Raw genomic sequence first — 22,688 nt, 5'->3', positions numbered from 1 at the left:
TGACCCATAATCCGTTTATTAGAAGGGAGAATTATTTTGAAGAAATTCATTCTTCGGCTCACTTATTTTTGGTACAAACTATTGTTCAAGCTCGGATTGAAAACGGACGAAATATTTTATATAGGAGGGAGTGAGGCACTGCCGCCTCCCCTTTCAAAGGAAGAAGAGGCAATACTGATCAATAAATTACCCAATGGCGATGAAGCTGCACGCTCGATCTTGATTGAACGTAATTTAAGGCTGGTGGTTTATATTGCCAGGAAATTCGAAAACACCGGCATCAATATTGAAGATTTAATCAGCATTGGTACCATAGGTTTAATCAAAGCTGTGAATACATTCAATCCTGAGAAGAAAATAAAACTGGCTACATATGCTTCGAGATGCATCGAGAATGAAATATTAATGTATTTACGCAGAAATAACAAAATCCGTTCTGAGGTTTCTTTTGATGAACCTCTGAATATTGATTGGGATGGTAATGAACTTCTGTTATCCGATGTACTTGGAACGGACGATGACATTATCACGAAAGATCTTGAGGCAAACGTTGACCGTAAGCTGCTGACAAAAGCACTTACACAGTTATCCGAACGTGAAAAACAAATAATGGAACTCCGTTTTGGACTTGCGGGCGGAGAAGAAAAAACCCAAAAGGACGTTGCCGACATGCTGGGGATTTCCCAATCTTACATTTCGCGTTTGGAAAAAAGGATTATTAAGAGGCTTCGTAAAGAATTTAATAAAATGGTGTAAAAAAATAATTTTGCTTAAATGTCAATCAAATCAATACTTTGGTAGCTATATTGAAAAATAATGGCGGATTTCTGTTCTAGCCATGTGCATATTTTTTCCTCCCGCGGAGATACTGTTTTTTGTACAGCGCTCCTGTGAGGAGGGAATAATTTTGTCTCGTAATAAGGTTGAAATCTGCGGTGTGGATACATCAAAATTACCGGTTTTAAAGAATGAAGAAATGAGAAAACTCTTTAAAGAACTGCAAGATGGCGATATTTCAGCAAGAGAGAAACTGGTAAACGGGAATCTTCGACTCGTTCTAAGCGTAATTCAACGCTTCAACAATCGGGGAGAGTATGTAGATGATCTATTTCAGGTAGGCTGTATAGGGTTGATGAAGTCGATAGATAACTTTGACCTAGGTCAAAATGTTAAGTTTTCAACGTATGCTGTACCGATGATTATTGGAGAAATCAGAAGATATCTTCGTGACAATAATCCAATTCGGGTATCCCGTTCTTTAAGAGACATCGCTTACAAAGCTTTGCAGGTAAAAGAGAAGCTCATAAGCCAGACCCTTCGTGAGCCGACAGCTGAAGAAATCGCCAAGGTGTTGGAAGTACCTCATGAAGAAATTGTTTTTGCACTAGATGCTATACAAGATCCAGTTTCACTTTTTGAACCGATTTATAATGATGGCGGGGATCCGATTTATGTACTCGACCAACTGAGTGATGAAAAAAATAAAGATAGTACCTGGATTGATGAAATAGCTATAAATGAAGGCATGAGGCGGTTGAATGACCGGGAAAAAATGATCCTTCGTAAACGGTTTTTCCAAGGGAAGACGCAAATGGAGGTAGCCGAGGAAATCGGCATTTCACAAGCACAGGTCTCCCGATTGGAAAAAGCGGCAATCAAGCAAATGAATAAAAATATCCAACAGTAGAAGCTGAGCATGAGAAGTAGTTAGCTGAAGCGGGTAGGGCAAAAATGTCGATACCCGCTTATCAGCTACTTATCCATAGCGGCTTTTTTATTTTGTAGAAAAGCCCTTCCGTGAATCGAATGGACGTTTATTTATCGTATTCTTCATCCTTGAGCGCATCATGTCATATACATAGGAATAGGACCTTCATCTATGATGAAATTTTGAGGAGCTGAGTGATGTGACCAGGATTTCCGAATTTCAAATTAAGGATATCGTCAATATAGCGGATGGTAAGAAATTAGGTAATATGTCAGATCTTGAAATCAATACGGCCACGGGGAAAATAGAGGCCATCGTCGTTTCGAATGGAACCAGATTGATGGGTTTTTTTGGCAGGGATCAGGATATTGTGATTCCGTGGCGCAAAATAAAAAAAATCGGTGCAGATGTCATACTTGTTGAACATCAGACGGTATTTCAAGCAGAACTGAAAGATGAACGGTTTTAAGGTGCATGGCGCAAATATATGATACACTAGACTAAAAATAAAGAGGTTTATAGCATGAAAGAGCCATTTGTTTTAATAAAAGATCAATATATGCTCATTGACAGCTGGAGACAAAAAAATCTCCAGCTCGTAGCGGGCTTCACCACAAAAAATGGGGGAGTCAGTACAGGTGATTTTCAAACATTGAATACCGGTTTTCATGTCGGTGATAAACTTGAAGATGTCCAGGGAAACCGCAGGATCATAGCCGATAAGCTGATGTTTCCGCTTAATGAATGGATAGGTGCCGAGCAGACACATGAAACGAAAATCCGTCAAGTTACCAGCCGTGATGGCGGGAGAGGTGCTATGGATTATGATTCTGCCTTTAAAGCGACTGACGGCTTCTATACGAAGGACCAAAACGCTCTATTGACCCTATGCTATGCAGACTGCGTGCCCTTATACTTTCTTGCTCCGGCACATGGTATGATTGGGGTGGCACATGCTGGCTGGAAGGGTACCGTTAATGGAATTGCACGAAAAATGGTTGAGGCTTGGCTTAGTGAGGGTATAAAAGCAAGTGAGATATTTGCTGTTATTGGACCGTCGATTTGTTCGAAATGCTATGTAGTTGATGATTATGTCATGGATTTAGTGCAGAATTTGCTGGTAGATATTGACGAAAAGCCCTATAATTTAATCAGTGAAGGACAATATCAGTTAGACCTTAAGCAACTTAATGCATTGATTCTTCAAAAATCAGGAATTCCAAAAAGTCAGATCGACGTTACATCATACTGTACAAGCTGTGATCATGAATTGTTTTTTTCACATCGCCGTGATAACGGGAAGACAGGCAGATTGATGAGCTTTATCGGTTGGAAGGAGGATTTAGAGTAATAGTGAAAGTAGTGGACAATTTAAAAAACATCGAAGAAAAAATAAATAGAGCATGTGAAAATAGTGGAAGGGACCGCGAAGCGATAAAGTTGATCGCAGTAACGAAATATGTTTCGGTCGATAGAGCGAATGAAGCTTTGGAAGCGGGAATACTCGATTTGGGTGAAAACCGTGACGAAGGGCTTTTGACTAAATATGAAGTGCTCAAGGACAAGCCCACCTGGCATTATATTGGTTCCATGCAAACACGCAAAGTAAAGAATGTCATCGATAAAATTTCGTATATCCATTCATTGGATCGCATTTCTTTGGCAGAAGAAATTCAAAAGCGCGCAAAAGAGCCGATAAACTGTTTAGTGCAGGTGAATGTTTCTGGTGAGGAATCAAAACATGGTCTGGATCCTGACGCGACAATGGATTTCATAAAAGGGTTATCCGACTTTGATAAGGTGAATGTTGCAGGATTGATGACGATGGCTCCATTGACCGATGATGAACAGGTTTTGCGGGAATGCTTCCGGAAACTGAAGGGCATCCAGGTTGAAATACAAAATTTAGCGTTGAAGCATGCCCCCTGCACTGAATTGTCCATGGGAATGTCCAATGATTTCATGATTGCCATTGAAGAAGGCGCTACAATGATCAGGATTGGTACAGCACTTGTAGGCGAATAATTTTAAGGAGGTACGCAATAGATGTCGTTCGTATCAAAATTTAAATCTTATTTCGCGCTGGATGATGAGTATGAGTACAGGGATGAAGTAGTGGAAGAAGAGGAGGCTGAACCAAAAGTCGTGAAGTCAGCTAAACAGCAGCAGTCAGCTTCTGCAGGGAATAATACAAATCAGAATATCGTAAGTTTGCAAAGCGTACAGAAATCTTCTAAAGTAGTATTATTGGAGCCTCGTGCTTATGCAGAAGCCCAGGAGGTAGCTGACCATTTAAAAAACAGGCGCGCTGTAGTCGTGAACCTTCAACGAATCCAGCATGACCAAGGAAAGCGAATCATCGATTTTCTAAGTGGGACTGTCTATGCAATCAGCGGGGATATCCAAAAAATCGGAACAGATATATTCTTATGTACCCCGGACAACGTCGATGTTTCCGGTAATATTACCGGCTTCGCCGCCGAAGAGGAGTACGAAGAAGCGAGGTGGTAATGGTTAATGGGTTTAGTGCTTCAGGGTTTATATTATTTAATTGAAATTTATTCAATGGCATTAATCGTTTACATATTGATGTCATGGTTCCCCAATGCAAGGGAGACGTCGATTGGTCAATTTCTGGAAAAGATTTGCGAACCATATTTAGAACCGTTCAGAAAGTTCATTCCGACGCTTGGCATGATTGATCTTTCACCACTTGTGGCCTTGCTGGTTCTTAATTTTGCCAGCGGTTATGGGATCTATTACTTACAGACTTTGATAGGATGATCGACAATTAACCTGACATGCATCTTACTACACAGTCGGAAGATCCTCCGCTGTGTAGTAGCAACGCAGAATGAATTTAATTCATTCCTTATGATCGACCATTAATTTGATAACTAAGGAGCATTTATTCAATCATGAGTATTTATCAGCATTTCAGGCCGGAGGAAAAAGATTTTATTGACCAGGCTATGAATTGGATTGATCAGGTTAAAAATTCCTACGCTCCGAAACTATCTGATTTTCTTGATCCGCGTCAGCAGGAAATCCTTACTTCCTTAATTGGGAATGATCCGGATGTGAAACTGCAATTCAATGGCGGAAGCGATTTCGTAGAGCGAAAACGTGTGCTTATCTATCCTGATTATTACTCTCCTGATCCATCGGATTTCAATATCTCCTTATACGATATCTCCTATCCAAAAAAATTTGTAACGCTTGAACATAGGCAAATACTTGGAACCTTGATGTCACTTGGGGTAAAGCGTGAAAAATTTGGTGATATAATAGTGACGGAGGAGCATATTCAATTTATAGCTGCCGAAGAGATGGATTCATATCTCACTGGAAATCTTGAGAAAATAGGTAACGCTTCCGTTTCCATCAAACGGCTTCCAATCGAGAATATCGTTCAAGTTAAGGAAAAATGGGAAGAGCAAGTAACCACCGTCAGTTCCCTTAGACTTGACAGTGTGCTATCGTCCGTCCTGAATATGTCCCGTCAAAAGACGCAGGCCTTGATAACGTCAGGAAAAGTAAAGGTGAATTTCAAGCAAACGGAAAACGTTTCGGAAGAATGCCGTGAAGGTGACACACTTTCCATCAGAGGTTTTGGCAGGTGTAAAATAGCTTCAATCGATGGGAAAACCAAGAAGGATAAGTGGAGAATCTCGTTAGGCAGACAAAAATAATTCAATAAAAAGCAGGATTTATAAATTTATTGTCGAATATAGAGTTTTAACATACTAGAGTAGAAACCGTTCTGGAGGTGCCGTAATGCCCTTAACCCCGATAGATATACATAACAAGGAATTTAACAAAGTATTTCGTGGGTATGATGAAGATGAAGTAAATGAATTTCTCGACCAGGTCATTAAAGATTATGAACTGATTTTGAGGGAGAAGAAAGAACTTGAAGATAAACTGAACGAGACTTTTGATCGTTTGGGACATTTTACGACAATTGAGGGTACACTTAACAAGTCGATTATTGTCGCTCAGGAAGCAGCCGAAGAATTAAGGCGCAATGCCCAAAAAGAAGCGAAACTGATCATAAAGGAAGCAGAGAAAAATGCTGACAGGATCGTCAATGAGTCACTTGTGAAAGCAAGGAAAATAGCGATGGATATTGAGGATTTGAAAAAGCAATCCAAAGTATTCCGGACACGTTTCAAAATGCTTGTCGGTGCACAGCTGGATTTGCTGGATAATGACGATTGGGATCATCTTCTGGATTATGAAGTGGATGCGACTGAAATAGAATTAAATGAGAGAGTGGAAGAGGAAATTTAAACGATTCCTTGACTTTGAACACTTTTTTCGCATATAATTTTTTAACAATACTATTCATTATGAAATTAGACGATGACAGGGAAAGTAAATTCTTCACACACTTATTTTTAGCGAACCGGGGATGGTGAAAGCCCGGAATAAGCGAAGATATTGAAGATCACCCTTGAGTTCTGAGTTGAAACTGCCTAGGCAGCAAGTAAATGAAGCGTTTCATTCACGTTACGAATGCTCGAGAGGTTGGATTCACTATGTGGATCTTTCTAGCCAGGGTGGTACCGCGGGAAGCAAAGCTTTCTCGTCCCTTTTTCAGGGATGAGAGGGCTTTTTATTTTGGCCGGATATCAAGTCATCGGTTCGAATGAATTTTTTTAAAAGACGGATGGAGGATTTTATGATGGAATACAAAGATACCTTATTGATGCCTAAAACTGAATTTCCAATGCGGGGGAATTTACCGAAACGTGAACCGGAAATCCAAGAAAAATGGAAAGAAATGAACATCTATAAAAAAGTGCAAGAACAAACGGAAGGACGTCCTTTATTCATTTTGCATGATGGACCTCCATATGCCAATGGCGATATCCATATGGGCCATGCAATGAATAAGGTTTTAAAGGATTTCATTGTCCGATTTAAATCGATGAGCGGTTTTCAAGCACCATATGTACCTGGCTGGGATACGCATGGTCTTCCAATCGAAACGGCATTGACGAAAAAAGGCGTGAAACGGAAAGAGATGAGCGTTGCCGAATTCAGAAAGCTTTGTGAAGAGTATGCTTATGGTCAGATTGACAATCAACGTGAGCAGTTTAAGAGAATAGGGGTCCGTGGTGATTGGGATAATCCTTATATCACATTAAAGCCTGAATATGAAGCGCAGCAAATCAAGGTATTCGGTGAAATGGCGAAAAAGGGCTACATTTATAAAGGGAAAAAACCTGTTTACTGGTCCCCTTCAAGTGAATCAGCGCTAGCCGAAGCTGAAATTGAATATCAAGACAAGCGCTCTGCGTCGATCTATGTTGCTTTTGAAGTCACAGATGGCAAAGGTGTAATCGATGAAGGCGTCAAAATCATCATCTGGACGACAACTCCATGGACGATTCCTGCCAATCTTGGTATCTCATTGCATCCGCAATTAAATTACGTAGTAGTGGCTGTCGAAAATGAAAAATTCTTACTTGCTGAGGCACTGCTTGAATCGGTAACGGAAACATTAGGCTGGGAAAACCCGTCTATCGAAAAAACGGTAAAAGGTAGCGAGTTGGACCGCGCTGTTGCCAAACATCCTCTTTATGACCGCGAATCTTTAGTGATGTTAGGTGAGCACGTAACGACTGAAGCTGGAACGGGCTGTGTTCATACGGCGCCTGGCCATGGTGAAGATGACTTTATCATTGGGCAAAAATATGGCTTGGACGTACTTTGTCCTGTAGATGAAAAAGGAGTCATGACGGAAGAGGCAGGGGAATTTGCCGGATTATTTTATGATCAAGCGAATAAACCAATTACCGAAAAATTAACTGAAGCAGGCGCGTTATTGAACTTGACGTTCATTACGCACTCTTACCCACATGACTGGCGGACGAAGAAGCCGACGATCTTCCGTGCAACAGCACAATGGTTCGCTTCAATCAAAGACTTCCGCAGTGAGCTTCTGGAAGCGATTGAAGAAACCAAATGGGTACCGGCTTGGGGCGAAACGCGCCTATTCAATATGGTTCGTGACCGCGGGGATTGGTGTATTTCCCGCCAACGCGCTTGGGGCGTGCCAATTCCAGTGTTTTATGCAGAAAATGGCGAGCCGATCATTACGGATGAAACCATCGACCATATTTCAAACCTATTCCGCGAACACGGTTCAAACATCTGGTTTGAGCGTGAAGCGAAAGAACTTCTGCCTGAAGGCTATACACATGGAGGCAGCCCGAATGGTATTTTCACGAAAGAAACGGATATCATGGACGTATGGTTCGATTCCGGTTCTTCCCATCAAGCGGTACTTGAAGAAAGAGATGACTTGCAGCGTCCTGCTGACCTTTATTTAGAAGGTTCCGATCAATATCGCGGCTGGTTTAACTCATCACTTTCAACAAGTGTTGCGGTTACAGGCAAAGCGCCATATAAAGGCGTACTTAGCCACGGTTTCGCATTGGATGGAGAAGGCCGTAAAATGAGTAAGTCAATTGGGAACGTTGTGCTGCCATCAAAGGTCATGAACCAACTTGGAGCAGATATCTTACGCCTTTGGGTAGCTTCGGTGGATTACCAATCGGATGTCAGGGTTTCCGATCCTATTTTAAAACAAGTTTCGGAAGTTTACCGTAAAATCCGTAATACATTCCGCTTCCTGTTAGGGAACTTGGATGGATTCAATCCAAAAACCGATAAAGTGGCAGTTCAAGAATTGCCTGAAGTCGATCGATACATGCTGGTTAAATTGAATAAACTGATCAAACAGTCGAAGTTAAGTTATGAAAATTATGAGTTTGCTACAATTTATAATATGGTCAATAATTTCTGTACACAGGATTTAAGTTCATTCTACCTTGATTATGCAAAAGACATTCTTTATTGTGAAGCACCAAATGGTAAAGAGCGTTTGGCCATTCAAACGGTCCTTTACGAATCATTGGTCAGCTTAACGAAATTGGTGTCACCGATCCTTTCGCATACAGCTGATGAAGTATGGGCGTTCATTCCGGGTGTAACGGAAGAAAGTGTACAGCTGACATTGATGCCTGAAGAAATTTCAATTGATGATGCTGAAGTCATTGAAGAAAAATGGACGGCGTTCATGGATGTCCGTGATAATGTACTTAAAGCATTAGAAGAAGCCCGTAACCAGAAGGTCATCGGAAAATCACTGAACGCTAAAGTGATGGTCTATGTTAATGAAGAAACGAAGAATCTGCTTGATGGCATCAAGGAAAGCTTTGAACAGCTATTCATCGTATCCGAATTCGAAATCGCTGGTGATGTGGCAAGTGCCCCGGCAGAAGCGGTTAAACTTGAGGATATAGCGATCCTTGTTACAAAAGCAGAAGGTGAAACGTGTGAACGTTGCTGGAATGTTTCGAAGGAAGTAGGTCAAGTGGAAGAACATCCGACACTTTGCCCGCGTTGTGCTACAGTCGTGAAAGAGCATTACGTGAATCAATAATTCAAAAAAGGAAAGCCGGTCCCTTCATGAAGGGACCGGCTTTTTTGTGTTTAACCTCCATAGGGAATTGCCTTTATTCAATCTGCACTATATTCTTCAGGTACCGACAGCAGATTCTGCTTTTCGGATTAGTCATTATTTCTAGTTTATGCTACAATTCAAAAGTGAAGATTTGATTAGTTTGGGGGAAAAAATGTGTTTTATTATTTGATTGCCCTTTTGGTCATAGCTCTCGATCAGCTGACAAAATGGATGATTGTGAAAAAAATGGAGTACGGAGAAAGCATTGAAATTATTGAAAACCTTCTATATATCACCTCGCATCGTAATCGTGGGGCAGCATGGGGAATTCTACAAGGTCAAATGTGGTTTTTCTACATCATCACCATCGCTGTCATTATTGGACTTGTCTATTATATTCAGAAAATGGCGAAGGAAAGCGTTTTGCTTGGAGCTGCACTTGCTCTCATGCTAGGCGGTGCGATTGGTAATTTCATCGATCGTGTTGTTCGTCAGGAAGTGGTGGATTTCGTTCATACCTATATTTTCAGCTACAGTTTCCCGGTATTTAATGTTGCTGATGCTGCGCTTTCAATTGGTGTCGGACTGCTCGTGATTCATATGTTTTTAGAAGAAAAAAACGCTAAGGAGAAAGATAATGGATAAAAGGTTATACAGCATCGATGAAACACTAAAAGGAGTCAGGATTGATAAGGCTCTTTCCACTTTGAATGAGGAATGGTCACGTACTCAAGTCCAGCAATGGATTAAGGATGATCATGTTTTGGTAAATGGCACGGCGATAAAGACGAATTACAAAGCTGTTCCTGGCGATACAATCGAAGTGACGATTCCTGAACTTGAGGAATTGGATGCGGTAGCAGAGGAAATGGATTTGGATATCTATTATGAAGATGCAGATGTACTTGTGGTTAATAAACCGAGCGGTATGGTCGTCCATCCTGCACCTGGTCATGTATCCGGTACGCTTGTAAATGGATTGATGGCACACTGCAAGGACCTTTCTGGAATCAACGGTGTCATGCGGCCTGGAATCGTCCATCGAATCGATAAAGATACTTCAGGTCTATTGATGGTTGCCAAAAATGATATGGCACATGAAAAACTGGTACAGCAGCTTGTGGACAAAACGGTTACCCGTAAGTATCAAGCTGTAGTTCATGGTGTGATCCCACATGACTTCGGAACGATCGATGCACCGATCGGCCGCGATAAAAAAGATCGCCAAAGCATGACTGTAACAGATTCGAATGCCAAAAATGCTGTCACGCATTTCCGGGTCATCGAACGCTTCAAGGATTTCACTTTAGTGGAATGCCAGCTTGAAACAGGAAGGACACATCAAATTCGTGTTCACATGAAATACATTGGCTTCCCGCTAGCGGGTGATCCTAAATATGGTCCGAAAAAGACCCTGAAATTAGATGGACAAGCATTGCACGCCGGACTTCTAGGTTTCATTCACCCTCGTACAAATGAGTATATGGAATTCGAAGCTCCGATTCCGGAAGAGTTAGAAAATCTAATTAATCAATTGCGTAGAAGTAAGGATTGACAAATTCGTTTTTCTGATATATTATAATAACAACTTAATAAGAACCTTTAACACAGTTCAGAGAGACTGAGAAGGAAACGGATACGCAAAATGGGATAATTATGCCCATGGCGAAAAAATCCTCATGCCTTCTTGGCATGAGGATTTTTTGTTGAAATTGACCTATCAGAAAAATGGAATCGGGGTGGCCGACGTGTTGAATGAGAAAGCCATAGTACTTGATGAGAAGGCCATTAGCAGAGCCTTGACGAGAATTGCCCATGAAATTATTGAGAAAAATAAGGGTATAGAAGATTGCGTCTTAATCGGGATACGTACACGCGGGATTTTCCTCGCTGACCGACTTGCAAAGCGCATCAATCAAATAGAAGGCAAGGAAATAGAACTGGGTGAACTGGATATTACACTTTATCGCGATGACCTTTCGAAAAAGACCAATGATGGGGAACCCATCGTAAAAGGTTCAGACATTCCGGTCAATATCACTGACAAGAAAGTGATTTTAGTGGATGATGTTCTTTTCACAGGCAGAACCGTTAGAGCGGCAATGGATGCTCTGGTGGATTTGGGAAGACCTTCGCAGATCCAGCTTGCCGTATTAGTGGATAGGGGACATAGGGAATTGCCGATTCGAGCGGATTTCGTCGGCAAAAACGTTCCGACTTCCCAATCTGAAAAAATTACCGTTACATTAACAGAAGTAGATGAAATAGATCAAGTTACTATATTAGAATACTAAACAACATGAAAATTTCATATTACCCTTTTAAAGACAGTCCAGAGAGGCTGGCAAAGGGGAGTCAATCGGGAGAGCTATGCCTATGCATAGGCATTCGCCTTCTGAGAAACCCTCTTTGTATACCTGCAAAGAGGGTTTTTGCAGTTTTGATGGAATTTTCATGAGGGGGATACGGAAATGGAAGAAACGAAAAGAGACATCGTACTGGATGTTGAGGACGTACCAAAGGCTGGCCAGTGGATTACGTTAAGCATCCAGCATTTGTTCGCCATGTTCGGTGCAACGGTGCTGGTGCCATTCTTGGTAGGGTTAAGCCCAGCGGTAGCGCTAGTTTCAAGCGGGTTGGGCACACTTTCATACTTATTGATAACCAAAGGTCAGATACCAGCTTATCTCGGGTCATCTTTCGCTTTCATTACGCCGATTATCGCGGCAAAGGCATTAGGTGGTCCGGAGGCGGCCATGATCGGCTGTTTTGCAGCAGGGTTCATATATGGGATAGTAGCATTGATTATCCAAAAAGTCGGATTGCGCTGGTTAATGAATATACTTCCTCCGGTTGTGGTGGGCCCGGTCATCATCGTAATCGGATTAAGCCTTGCCGGAACGGCCGTGGACATGGCAATGTATGATCCGCAAGATAAATACAGCGTCACATATATAGTTATAGCGCTGATCACTTTAGCGGTAACCATCATCTGTAACGTGTTCTTTAAAGGATTCATTAACTTGATCCCGATTTTAATGGGAATCATAGTGGGCTACGCCTGTTCGGCTGTTGCAGGAATAATAGATTATGAACCGATCAAATCGGCACAATGGTGGGAAATGCCTGACTTCATGTTGCCATATGTAACCTATACACCAACCTTCTCATGGGAGGTCATTGCCATCATGGTACCCGTCGCCATCGTAACTTTATCAGAACATATTGGTCACCAAATGGTTCTGAGCAAAGTAGTCGGCAGAAACTTTTTGGAAAAGCCCGGTTTGCATCGCTCGATTTTAGGAGATGGAGCAGGAATCATGATTGGTTCCTTCATCGGTGGTCCGCCGCTGACATCATATGGTGAAAATATTGGGGTCCTTACGATGACAAAGGCGTACAGTGTGTATATCATCGGCGGGGCAGCATTAACAGCAATCATCTTTGGCTTTAACGGTAAGATTTCAGCAGTGATCAGCTCGATACCCAGCGCGGTGATGGGCGGCATTTCCATCTTGCTCTTCGGTATCATCGCATCAAGCGGATTAAGGATGCTGATTGATAATAAGGTCGATTTTGACAAGAAAAGAAACCTGATGATAGCTTCAGTCATCCTGGTGTTAGGAATCGGAGGAGCGTTCGTACAACTATCGGAAACGGTATCGCTTTCCGGAATGGCACTTTCAGCCATCGTCGGAATCCTTCTTAACTTGATTCTTCCGGACCGTGAAAAAATATCCGGAGATATATTTGAAAAATAAGATACTGCATCAAAACAATAAATCACCTTTTAAAAGAAGTCCAGAGAGGCTTAAAAGGGTGTTGCTGTAAAGAATGAGAACGGGATAAAGTGTAAACCATTCCGTGACCTCACACTCTTTATGACCTACACCCTGTCCTTAATGGCGGGGTGTTTTTTATGCCCCGCATCACAAATGTGAAAGGAGCAGGTTCGATGAAAAAATTATTGACCATGAATGAATTGACTTTAACCGATATTGAAAGAATTTTACATGAGGCAGAGTGTTTTGCCAACGGATCTAGCTGGAATCCAAAGCAGCAGACCACAGTTGCCAATCTCTTCTTTGAACCAAGTACACGTACAAAATCAAGCTTTGAAATGGCTGAAAGAAAATTGGGACTTGAGGTCATTCCTTTTGATGCGGGTACATCCTCCGTGTTAAAAGGTGAAACCTTATATGATACTGTTAAAACACTAGAAGCAATAGGTGTAAATGCCTTGATCATCCGTCATGAACAGGATAATTATTTTGACGAATTGAATGAGAAGATCGGGATTCCAATAATCAATGCAGGGGATGGCTGCGGAAATCATCCAACCCAATCATTACTGGACCTATTGACGATAAAACAAGAGTTTAAAAGTTTCAAAGGTCTGAAGATTGCCATAATTGGTGATGTGAGGCATAGTCGGGTTGCGAAATCGAATGCAGAAGCATTGACCCGCTTAGGAGCGAATGTCGTATTTTCGGGCCCGCCTGAATGGTTTGACAGAACAAACAGTTTAGGGAGGTATGAGGACATCGATCATGCGGTAGCTACCTCGGATGTGGTCATGCTGCTCAGAATACAGCATGAAAGGCATATTGAAAAATACGATCAGGCAAATGGTGATTATCTGGAAAGTTTCGGCCTGACCAAACAACGTGAAGAAAATATGAAACCGGGTGCGATCATCATGCATCCTGCACCAATAAACCGCGGTGTTGAAATAGACAGTGATTTAGTCGAATGCAGCCGCTCAAGAATTTTTAAACAAATGGAGAATGGCGTGTTCATTAGAATGGCCGTATTAAAAAATGTGCTTGAACAATCCGAAGGGGGAAACACTCATGAAAACAGTAATCAAAAATGGAGTATTGCTAGATAATCAAAACTCATTCAAAAAAGCGGACATTGAAATGGAAGGCAAGGTCATCACAAAAATCGGCGAAAACCTGGCAACGGAAAATTGTAAGGTAGTTGACGCTGAAGGGTTACTTATTACATCAGGATTCGTTGACCTGCATGTCCATTTACGCGAACCTGGCGGTGAACATAAAGAAACGATCGCAAGCGGGACGCTTGCAGCGGCAAGAGGTGGTTTCACTACGGTAGCGGCGATGCCGAATACAAGGCCAGTTCCTGATACAGTGGAGAACCTTGAGGCGCTTAACAGGAAGATTGAAGAAACGGCTCATGTCAGGGTACTCCCATATGCATCCATTACGATAAGGGAAGCAGGCAAGGAGCTGACCGACTTTGCTTCATTAAAACAAACGGGTGCTTTCGCCTTTACGGACGACGGCGTAGGAATTCAAGAAGCCGGGATGATGCTGGAAGCGATGAAACGGGCAGCCGCTCAAGATATGGCCATAGTAGCTCATTGTGAAGACAATAGCTTAATCAATAAAGGCTCCGTCCATGAAGGAAGATTCTCAAAAGAACAGGGAATCAATGGAATTCCGTCGGCATGTGAAGCGGTACATATCGCCCGGGATATCCTTCTTGCCGAAGCGGCTAACTGCCATTATCACGTGTGCCATATATCCACTAAGGAATCGGTAAGGACGGTAAGGGATGCAAAACGTGCAGGTATCCGAGTTACAGCCGAAGTTACACCGCATCACTTATTATTGTGTGAAGATGATATACCGGGACTTGATGCGAATTATAAAATGAACCCGCCATTAAGGGGCCGTGAAGATCGGGACGCGTTGATTGAAGGACTGCTTGACGGAACCATCGATTTTATAGCAACAGACCATGCCCCGCATACGGCAGAGGAAAAGGCGCAGGGAATGCAGCTGGCTCCTTTCGGAATAGTAGGATTGGAAACCGCCTTCCCGCTGCTTTACACCGAATTGGTTAAAAAGGGCATCATAACATTAAAGCAATTGATCGATTTCATGACAATCAAACCATCTGAAAGTTTCTCCCTTCCTTATGGAGAGCTAAAAGAAGGTGCTACTGCGGATATCGTACTCATCGATTTGGAAACGGAAAAAGAAATCAATGCTGAAGAGTTTGCTTCAAAAGGGAAAAATACACCTTTTAATGAAAAGAAATGTTATGGCTGGCCAGTCATGACGATTGCACAAGGAAAAATAGCTTGGGAAAAAGGACGTGTTCAAGGATGAAAAGACAGCTAATTTTAGAAGATGGGACAGTATTCCTTGGGGAAGCATTCGGAGGGGACGTAGAAAAAATAGGTGAAGTCGTTTTTAACACAGGAATGACGGGATACCAAGAGATTCTATCCGATCCATCGTATTGCGGTCAAATCGTTACACTTACGTATCCATTAATCGGGAACTACGGTATAAACCGGGATGACTTTGAATCCATCAATCCAGCCATAGCAGGATTCGTCGTTAAGGAAACAGCAGAACATCCTTCCAACTGGCGAAACCAATTATCACTAGATGAATATTTGAAAATGAAGAACATACCTGGAATTAGCGGAATCGATACGAGAAAGCTGACAAGAATCATCAGGAAATCAGGTGCACTTAAAGGGGCACTTTGCAATATCAATAAAGATGCAAATGAAGTGGTTTCCCAATTGAAAGCAACGGTGATTCCTTCTAATCAGGTAAAACAGGTTTCAACAAAAGCACCTTATTCCAGCCCGGGCAGAGGCCCGCGGGTAGTTCTTGTAGATTACGGCATGAAGCATGGGATTTTACGTGAGTTGACGAAGCGCGGCTGTGATGTCGTGGTTGTGCCTTATAACGTCACGGCCGAAGAAGTGATGCAATATCATCCGGATGGCGTGATGCTTTCAAACGGTCCTGGAGATCCGAAAAGTGTTCATGAGACGCTCGAAATGATCCGGACAATCCAAACGCAAGTGCCGTTATTCGGAATCTGTTTAGGACATCAATTATTCGCACTTGCAAACGGGGCGGATACAGCAAAATTAAAATTCGGCCATCGAGGTTCGAATCATCCGGTCAGGGACCTTCGTACCGGAAAAGTATCCATCACATCTCAAAATCATGGATATACAGTTGAAGAGCTTTCCGTAGAAAGTACAGATCTTATTGTGACACATACAGCATTGAATGACGATACGATTGAAGGACTGCGCCATAAAAAGTATCCTGCTTTCACCGTGCAATATCACCCGGAAGCATCACCAGGTCCGGAAGATGCCAACTACTTATTCAATGAATTCTTACAAATGATTGAAGCTGCAACCAACAAGGGGGAAAAAACATGCCAAAACGCACTGATATAAAAAGCATCCTAGTAATTGGTTCCGGTCCGATCGTCATCGGACAGGCCGCCGAGTTCGATTATGCAGGAACCCAAGCGTGTATAGCCTTAAAAGAAGAAGGTTATCGAGTGATCCTGATTAACTCTAACCCTGCTACAATCATGACAGACACTGAAATGGCTGACGCGGTTTATATTGAACCGATCACATTGGAATTTGTCAGCAAAATCATTCGTAAAGAGCGCCCGGATGCACTGTTACCTACCTTGGGCGGACAGACTGGCTTGAACATGGCCGTTGAGCTTGCCGAATCAGGAATCTTGGAAGAATGCAATGTACAGATTCTTGGTACCAAACTTTCGGCTATCCAACAAGCGGAAGACCGTGACCTTTTCCGTACGCTAATGAACGATCTTGGGGAACCAGTGCCTGACAGCGACATTATTCATAACTTGGAAGAAGCTTATACATTCGTTGAACGAGTCGGCTATCCGGTTATTGTTCGTCCAGCCTTCACGCTTGGCGGAACAGGCGGTGGGATTTGTGATAACGAAGAGCAGCTTATCGAGATCGTTGAGGGTGGCCTGAAAAGCAGCCCGGTTCACCAATGTCTGCTTGAGAAGAGCATTGCCGGTTTCAAAGAAGTGGAATATGAAGTGATGCGTGATTCCAATGATAATGCAATAGTCGTTTGTAATATGGAAAACTTCGATCCTGTCGGTGTCCATACTGGCGATTCAATAGTTGCGGCACCAAGCCAAACATTAAGTGACAGAGAGTATCAAATGCTTCGGAATACTTCTTTGAAGATTATCCGCGCTTTGAAAATTGAAGGTGGATGTAATGTTCAGCTTGCGCTAGATCCAAACAGCTATCAATATTATGTCATTGAAGTGAACCCAAGGGTCAGCCGTTCTTCGGCACTTGCTTCAAAAGCGACTGGGTATCCAATTGCAAAGCTGGCAGCAAAGATAGCCGTTGGTTTGACACTTGATGAAATGATGAACCCTGTCACTGGCAAAACCTATGCCAGCTTTGAACCGGCACTGGACTATGTCGTTACGAAAATTCCGCGCTGGCCTTTCGATAAGTTCGAAAGCGCCAACCGTAGACTCGGGACCCAAATGAAAGCGACCGGAGAAGTCATGGCAATCGGCCGTACATTCGAGGAATCCATCTTAAAAGCTGTCCGTTCCCTTGAAGCGGGTATATACCATCTTAACTTGAATGACGAGTTTGAGGATGGAAAAATAGAGAAAAGGATCCGAAAAGCCGGAGATGAACGGTTATTCTATATCGGTGAAGCTTTAAGAAGGGGCAAAACGATCGAAACGATCCACGAATGGAGCCAGATCGATTTATTCTTCTTGCATAAGTTGAAAAAGATAATCGACTTTGAAAAGCAGCTTAAAGAACATTCATTTGATTGTGAAGTATTGCAAAAGGCTAAAGAACTAGGATTTTCTGACAAAACGATCGCGGAAATATGGGAAGTTCCCGAAATTGACGTCTATGAGTACCGGAAACAGCAAGGAATCATCCCTGTTTACAAAATGGTTGATACATGTGCTGCCGAATTCGAATCGGAAACACCGTATTTTTATGGGACATATGAAGATGAGAATGAATCCATCGTGACCGACAAGAAAAGTGTCATTGTCCTGGGATCAGGTCCAATTCGGATCGGGCAAGGAGTAGAGTTTGATTATGCGACCGTACATTCGGTATGGGCCATTAAAGAAGCGGGATATGAAGCGATTATCATCAACAACAATCCAGAAACAGTTTCGACGGATTTCAGTATCTCCGACAAACTTTATTTCGAACCATTGACTATTGAAGATGTCATGCATGTCATCGATTTGGAAAAACCGGAAGGCGTCATCGTCCAGTTTGGCGGACAGACAGCAATCAACCTTGCAGATGGTCTTGTTGAAAGAGGAGTGAAAATCCTTGGTACTTCACTTGAAGACCTGGATAGGGCGGAAAATCGCAATAAATTTGAAAAAGCACTGAAGGATTTAGGCATTCCTCAGCCAAAGGGTAAAACCGCAACATCGGTTGATGAAGCGATCGTCATCGCTGAAGATATTGGTTACCCTGTTTTAGTAAGGCCATCGTATGTTCTCGGAGGAAGAGCGATGGAAATCGTCTATAAACAAGAAGAATTGCTGCATTACATGAAAAATGCCGTGAAAATAAATCCGGATCATCCTGTCCTGATAGACCGCTACTTAACGGGTAAGGAAATAGAAGTCGATGGTATTTCCGATGGTGAAACGGTGGTTATCCCTGGGATCATGGAGCATATCGAACGTGCCGGCGTCCATTCAGGTGATTCGATTGCAGTTTATCCGCCGCAAAATTTAACGGAAAAACAAAAAGAAGTAATCATCGACTATACGACCCGATTGGCAAAAGGCTTGAATATAATTGGTCTCTTGAACATTCAATATGTCATCAGCAATGAAGAAGTGTATGTAATTGAAGTAAATCCACGTTCGAGCCGGACCGTTCCATTCTTAAGTAAAATTACGAATGTGCCGATGGCTAACTTAGCCACGAAGGTCATCTTGGGCCACACACTAGAAAGCCAAGGTTACAAATCTGGGTTAGTGCCAGAACAAACTGGGGTCTTTGTGAAAGTGCCGGTCTTCTCTTTTGCAAAATTAAGAGGCGTGGACATTTCTCTCGGACCTGAAATGAAATCGACTGGTGAAGTAATGGGGAAAGATAGCACCCTCGAAAAGGCTTTATATAAAGGGTTGGTCGCTTCCGGCTTCAAAATTAAGGGGCATGGCTCGGTGTTATTGACGATATCGGACAAAGATAAGCAAGAAGCGCTACTTTTAGCAAGACGTTTCCATAATATCGGTTTCAAGCTGATAGCCACCAGTGGAACTGCGGCCCTATTGCAGCAATCGGGCATCCCGACTGCGATTGTCGGTAAAATTGGCGAAGAAGGTACAAACCTGCTGGATGTTATCCGGAACGGGGAAGCGCAATTTGTCATAAATACTTTGACAAAAGGCAAGCAGCCGGCCCGGGATGGTTTCAGAATCCGACGTGAATCGGTTGAAAATGGAGTGACATGCTTAACATCACTTGATACGGCAGAAGCTATTTTAAGAGTGATAGAATCCATGACCTTCTCGGCAGAAGCAATGGGAAAAACGGAAAAAAGTCGTGAGGTGAGCTATATATGATCAAGAAGGAAAGAATGAAGGTGTTAAATCATAAGGAGCTGGCCCCATCCATCTTTGAACTTACCCTGCAAGGTGAATTGGTTTCAGAGATGAAGCAACCAGGCCAGTTTGTCCAAGTCAAGACAACTGAAGGCACTGAGCCATTGTTAAGACGCCCGATTTCAATTTCTTCTTACAACAGCAGTGAAAAACAGTTCACGATGATATACCGGGCTGAAGGGAAAGGGACGACGCTGTTATCACAGCGTAAAGAGGCGGAAGCGGTCGATATTCTTGGACCGCTTGGCAACGGATTTCCCGTTCATGAGGCCAAAAAGGGAGAAACGGCATTATTGGTTGGCGGCGGGATTGGTGTCCCGCCCCTGTATCAACTATCACAGATGTTGGTTGCGAAAGGTGTAAATGTAATCCATGTATTGGGCTTCCAGACCAAGTCCGCCATCTTTTACGAAAAAGAATTCAGTGAATTAGGTGATACCCATATAGCCACTGTGGATGGTTCATATGGGACAAAAGGATTTGTTACGACTGTAATAGACAACCTTGAGCAAGAGTTTGCAACAATCTTTTCCTGCGGGCCTACACCAATGTTAAGAGCGTTGGAAGCGGGCTATCGTGAGAAAAAGCTTTACCTGTCCCTTGAGGAAAGGATGGGCTGCGGCATCGGTGCATGCTTTGCCTGCGTGTGTCATACAGGGGATGATCCAACTGGTTTCAGTTATAAAAAGGTATGCAGCGATGGACCCGTGTTCCGGGCAGGAGAGGTGGTACTATGAGCAGGCTTTCAGTTGAATTACCAGGATTACATTTGAAAAACCCAGTCATGCCAGCATCTGGATGCTTTGGATTTGGCCGTGAATACAGTCAATTTTTCGACTTGGATATTCTTGGGGCGATCATGATCAAAGCGACCACTCCTGAGCCGAGGTTCGGTAACCCTACTCCGCGTGTTGCGGAAACCTCTTCGGGAATGCTGAACGCCATCGGTCTGCAGAATCCAGGTTTAGAAAAGGTCATCAGTGAAGAACTGGCCTGGCTAGGTGGGTATGATGTTCCCATCATCGCCAACGTTGCAGGTTCTCAAATAGCTGACTATGTAAAGGTTGCCAGGGAAATAAGCAAGGTAGGGAATGTAAAAGCACTTGAATTGAATATCTCTTGTCCGAATGTAAAAGAAGGAGGCATAGCTTTCGGTACGGTACCGGAAGTTGCCAAAGAGGTAACAAAGGCGGTCAAGGAAGTATCTTCCGTTCCTGTATATGTGAAGCTTTCACCGAATGTCAGTGATATTGTGGAAATGGCCAAAGCTGTAGAAGAAGGCGGGGCCGACGGGCTGACAATGATAAATACATTAGTCGGCATGCGGTTGGATTTAAAGACTGGTAAACCGATTCTATCGAACAGAACGGGAGGTTTATCTGGTCCTGCAATAAAACCAGTTGCGCTCCGGATGATTTATGAGGTAAGCCAGCAAGTGTCGATTCCAATAATCGGAATGGGCGGCATCGCTACAGCGGAAGACGTCATTGAATTTTTCTATGCGGGTGCCAGTGCTGTTGCGGTAGGAACCGCGAACTTCGTGGATCCCTTTGTTTGCCCGACCATCATTGAAGAATTGCCGAAATTGTTGGATGAGCTGGGATTTGACCATATTTCAGAATGTACCGGAAGGAGCTGGAAGCAGAATGAAACAGTCACTAATTATCGCTCTTGATTTCCCTGACTTCATTCAAACGGAGAAATTCCTAAAACAGTTCCACTCGGAAAAACTGGCTGTAAAAGTGGGGATGGAATTATTTTATCAGAATGGACCATCAATAATCTCTTTCGTAAAAGAGCAAGGTCACGATGTGTTTTTGGACTTGAAGCTTCATGATATTCCAAATACGGTCAAAATGGCCATGACAGGATTGGCAACTTTAGGTGCCGACATGGTCAATGTACATGCGGCGGGTGGCCAAAAAATGATGGAAGCAGCCATCGAAGGCCTGGATAAGGGAACGTCCGCTGGTAAAAAGCGTCCATTATGCATAGGGGTTACCCAACTGACGAGCACGTCACAAGAACAAATGAATGTTGAGCAAAACATTGCCGGATCTCTGGAGGATTCGGTCCTCCATTATGCAAAACTTACTAAACAGGCAGGGTTGGATGGAGTCGTCTGTTCCACCCATGAAGTAAAGACCATACATGAACGCATCGGACATGAATTTTTAACGGTCACACCTGGAATCCGAAATGCAGGAGGACAGACGCATGATCAAAAGAGAATTGCCACGCCTGAACAGGCTAGGGAATTTGGAGCCGATGCCATCGTTGTAGGAAGAGCCATAACGGGAGCGGAAGATCCATTAAGGGCGTATTTGGATATGAAAGCAGCTTGGGAGGGAATATCATGTTAAATAATAAGATAGCTGAACATCTTTTGAAAATAAAAGCAGTGTACCTACAGCCGAATGACCCATTTACTTGGGCATCTGGAATTCAATCACCCATTTATTGTGACAACCGTTTAACCCTTTCGTACCCAGAGGTTCGTAATGAAATAGCGGAAGGATTGAAAGGATTGATTGAACAGCACTTCCCTGAGGCTGAACTAATTGCAGGAACAGCAACTGCCGGCATTCCGCATGCAGCTTGGGTAAGTGAAAAATTAAATGCACCGATGTGCTATGTTCGATCCAAAGCCAAGGAGCACGGAAAGGGCAATCAAATCGAAGGCCGTGCTGTTCCAGGACAAAAAGTGGTGGTTGTGGAAGACTTGATTTCAACCGGCGGAAGTGTAATAACTGCTGTTAACGCGCTGAAGGAAGCAGGCTGTGATGTTCTAGGAGTCGTTTCGATCTTTACTTATGAATTGGAAAAGGGAAAAGAAAAATTCGATGCTGAGGGCATTATTAACCATTCGTTGAGTGACTACTCGACTTTGATAAAAGTCGCTAATGAAAAAGGGTACATCACGGCAGATGAATTGGAAAAGCTAAAAAAATGGCGCGAGAATCCGGCTGATACAGCTTGGATTTCAGCATGAAAATAGAGTTGACCCAATCACGGAGGATTGGGCCAACTCTATTT

At 43.0% G+C, this 22,688-nt stretch carries 22 protein-coding genes; all 22 read left to right on the top strand.

Going from position 1 to position 22,688, the window contains the following annotated elements; translation table 11 throughout:
* Nucleotides 1-36 precede the first annotated feature (36 nt).
* The 22 genes from sigE (at nucleotide 37) to pyrE (ending at nucleotide 22,644) form a co-directional block, all read left to right on the top strand.
* A complete protein-coding gene (gene sigE, locus ACYP5M_RS21725; protein WP_034313874.1) occupies nucleotides 37-756 on the top strand; it encodes an RNA polymerase sporulation sigma factor SigE in 720 nt (239 codons plus the stop codon).
* A gap of 151 nt (nucleotides 757-907) precedes the next feature.
* A complete protein-coding gene (sigG, locus tag ACYP5M_RS21720) occupies nucleotides 908-1,687 on the top strand; it encodes an RNA polymerase sporulation sigma factor SigG (RefSeq protein WP_034313871.1) in 780 nt (259 codons plus the stop codon).
* 220 nt (nucleotides 1,688-1,907) lie between these two features.
* Nucleotides 1,908-2,177, top strand: coding sequence for a YlmC/YmxH family sporulation protein (locus tag ACYP5M_RS21715; RefSeq protein WP_101224588.1), 270 nt, complete (start codon nucleotides 1,908-1,910; stop codon nucleotides 2,175-2,177).
* Nucleotides 2,178-2,231: 54 nt separating this feature from the next.
* Nucleotides 2,232-3,059 carry a peptidoglycan editing factor PgeF gene (gene pgeF / locus ACYP5M_RS21710; RefSeq protein ID WP_230177547.1) on the top strand — a complete coding sequence of 276 codons (828 nt, stop codon included), beginning with the start codon at nucleotides 2,232-2,234 and terminating at the stop codon, nucleotides 3,057-3,059.
* Between the two features lie 2 nt (nucleotides 3,060-3,061).
* Nucleotides 3,062-3,733: a YggS family pyridoxal phosphate-dependent enzyme gene (locus tag ACYP5M_RS21705; RefSeq protein ID WP_434169046.1), complete on the top strand. Its 672-nt coding sequence runs from the start codon at nucleotides 3,062-3,064 to the stop codon at nucleotides 3,731-3,733.
* Nucleotides 3,734-3,754: 21 nt separating this feature from the next.
* Nucleotides 3,755-4,219 carry a cell division protein SepF gene (locus ACYP5M_RS21700; protein ID WP_034313864.1) on the top strand — a complete coding sequence of 155 codons (465 nt, stop codon included), beginning with the start codon at nucleotides 3,755-3,757 and terminating at the stop codon, nucleotides 4,217-4,219.
* Between the two features lie 6 nt (nucleotides 4,220-4,225).
* Nucleotides 4,226-4,492 carry a YggT family protein gene (locus ACYP5M_RS21695; protein ID WP_101224591.1) on the top strand — a complete coding sequence of 89 codons (267 nt, stop codon included), beginning with the start codon at nucleotides 4,226-4,228 and terminating at the stop codon, nucleotides 4,490-4,492.
* Between the two features lie 134 nt (nucleotides 4,493-4,626).
* Nucleotides 4,627-5,400, top strand: coding sequence for a YlmH family RNA-binding protein (locus ACYP5M_RS21690; protein ID WP_101224592.1), 774 nt, complete (start codon nucleotides 4,627-4,629; stop codon nucleotides 5,398-5,400).
* An 85-nt stretch (nucleotides 5,401-5,485) separates the two neighbouring features.
* Complete coding sequence (locus tag ACYP5M_RS21685; RefSeq protein ID WP_034313857.1) at nucleotides 5,486-6,001, top strand: DivIVA domain-containing protein; 516 nt, start codon at nucleotides 5,486-5,488, stop codon at nucleotides 5,999-6,001.
* A gap of 394 nt (nucleotides 6,002-6,395) precedes the next feature.
* Complete coding sequence (gene ileS, locus ACYP5M_RS21680) at nucleotides 6,396-9,164, top strand: isoleucine--tRNA ligase (RefSeq protein WP_459735542.1); 2,769 nt, start codon at nucleotides 6,396-6,398, stop codon at nucleotides 9,162-9,164.
* Between the two features lie 195 nt (nucleotides 9,165-9,359).
* The gene (lspA, locus tag ACYP5M_RS21675) at nucleotides 9,360-9,830 is read left to right on the top strand and encodes a signal peptidase II (RefSeq protein WP_101224594.1); all 471 of its coding nucleotides are present in this window, start codon (nucleotides 9,360-9,362) and stop codon (nucleotides 9,828-9,830) included.
* Nucleotides 9,823-10,740 (top strand): RluA family pseudouridine synthase, encoded by a 918-nt coding sequence (locus ACYP5M_RS21670; protein ID WP_402941751.1) that lies wholly within the window; start codon nucleotides 9,823-9,825, stop codon nucleotides 10,738-10,740. Before lspA ends, ACYP5M_RS21670 begins: the two co-directional genes overlap by 8 nt.
* 196 nt (nucleotides 10,741-10,936) lie before the next feature.
* Nucleotides 10,937-11,479: a bifunctional pyr operon transcriptional regulator/uracil phosphoribosyltransferase PyrR gene (gene pyrR, locus ACYP5M_RS21665; protein WP_434169636.1), complete on the top strand. Its 543-nt coding sequence runs from the start codon at nucleotides 10,937-10,939 to the stop codon at nucleotides 11,477-11,479.
* A gap of 177 nt (nucleotides 11,480-11,656) precedes the next feature.
* Nucleotides 11,657-12,946 (top strand): solute carrier family 23 protein, encoded by a 1,290-nt coding sequence (locus ACYP5M_RS21660; protein WP_101224597.1) that lies wholly within the window; start codon nucleotides 11,657-11,659, stop codon nucleotides 12,944-12,946.
* A 194-nt stretch (nucleotides 12,947-13,140) separates the two neighbouring features.
* Complete coding sequence (locus tag ACYP5M_RS21655) at nucleotides 13,141-14,076, top strand: aspartate carbamoyltransferase catalytic subunit (protein ID WP_101224736.1); 936 nt, start codon at nucleotides 13,141-13,143, stop codon at nucleotides 14,074-14,076.
* Nucleotides 14,039-15,325: a dihydroorotase gene (locus ACYP5M_RS21650; protein ID WP_230177546.1), complete on the top strand. Its 1,287-nt coding sequence runs from the start codon at nucleotides 14,039-14,041 to the stop codon at nucleotides 15,323-15,325. The genes ACYP5M_RS21655 and ACYP5M_RS21650 overlap by 38 nt, the downstream gene beginning before the upstream one ends.
* A complete protein-coding gene (locus ACYP5M_RS21645) occupies nucleotides 15,322-16,428 on the top strand; it encodes a carbamoyl phosphate synthase small subunit (protein WP_459735509.1) in 1,107 nt (368 codons plus the stop codon). The genes ACYP5M_RS21650 and ACYP5M_RS21645 overlap by 4 nt, the downstream gene beginning before the upstream one ends.
* Nucleotides 16,407-19,613 (top strand): carbamoyl-phosphate synthase large subunit, encoded by a 3,207-nt coding sequence (carB, locus tag ACYP5M_RS21640; protein ID WP_434169049.1) that lies wholly within the window; start codon nucleotides 16,407-16,409, stop codon nucleotides 19,611-19,613. The genes ACYP5M_RS21645 and carB overlap by 22 nt, the downstream gene beginning before the upstream one ends.
* Complete coding sequence (locus ACYP5M_RS21635) at nucleotides 19,610-20,389, top strand: dihydroorotate dehydrogenase electron transfer subunit (RefSeq protein WP_101224601.1); 780 nt, start codon at nucleotides 19,610-19,612, stop codon at nucleotides 20,387-20,389. Before carB ends, ACYP5M_RS21635 begins: the two co-directional genes overlap by 4 nt.
* Nucleotides 20,386-21,327, top strand: a complete 942-nt coding sequence (locus tag ACYP5M_RS21630) for a dihydroorotate dehydrogenase (protein ID WP_101224602.1) — start codon at nucleotides 20,386-20,388, stop codon at nucleotides 21,325-21,327. Before ACYP5M_RS21635 ends, ACYP5M_RS21630 begins: the two co-directional genes overlap by 4 nt.
* On the top strand, nucleotides 21,299-22,015 hold the full coding sequence (gene pyrF, locus ACYP5M_RS21625) for an orotidine-5'-phosphate decarboxylase (RefSeq protein WP_434169050.1): 717 nt from the start codon (nucleotides 21,299-21,301) through the stop codon (nucleotides 22,013-22,015). The genes ACYP5M_RS21630 and pyrF overlap by 29 nt, the downstream gene beginning before the upstream one ends.
* The gene (pyrE, locus tag ACYP5M_RS21620) at nucleotides 22,009-22,644 is read left to right on the top strand and encodes an orotate phosphoribosyltransferase (protein ID WP_434169051.1); all 636 of its coding nucleotides are present in this window, start codon (nucleotides 22,009-22,011) and stop codon (nucleotides 22,642-22,644) included. Before pyrF ends, pyrE begins: the two co-directional genes overlap by 7 nt.
* Nucleotides 22,645-22,688: the final 44 nt, after the last annotated feature.

This window comes from Peribacillus sp. N1 (assembly GCF_054600815.1).
Note: the sequence above shows the minus strand (reverse complement) of the source record. Positions and strands in the feature narration are given on the sequence as shown.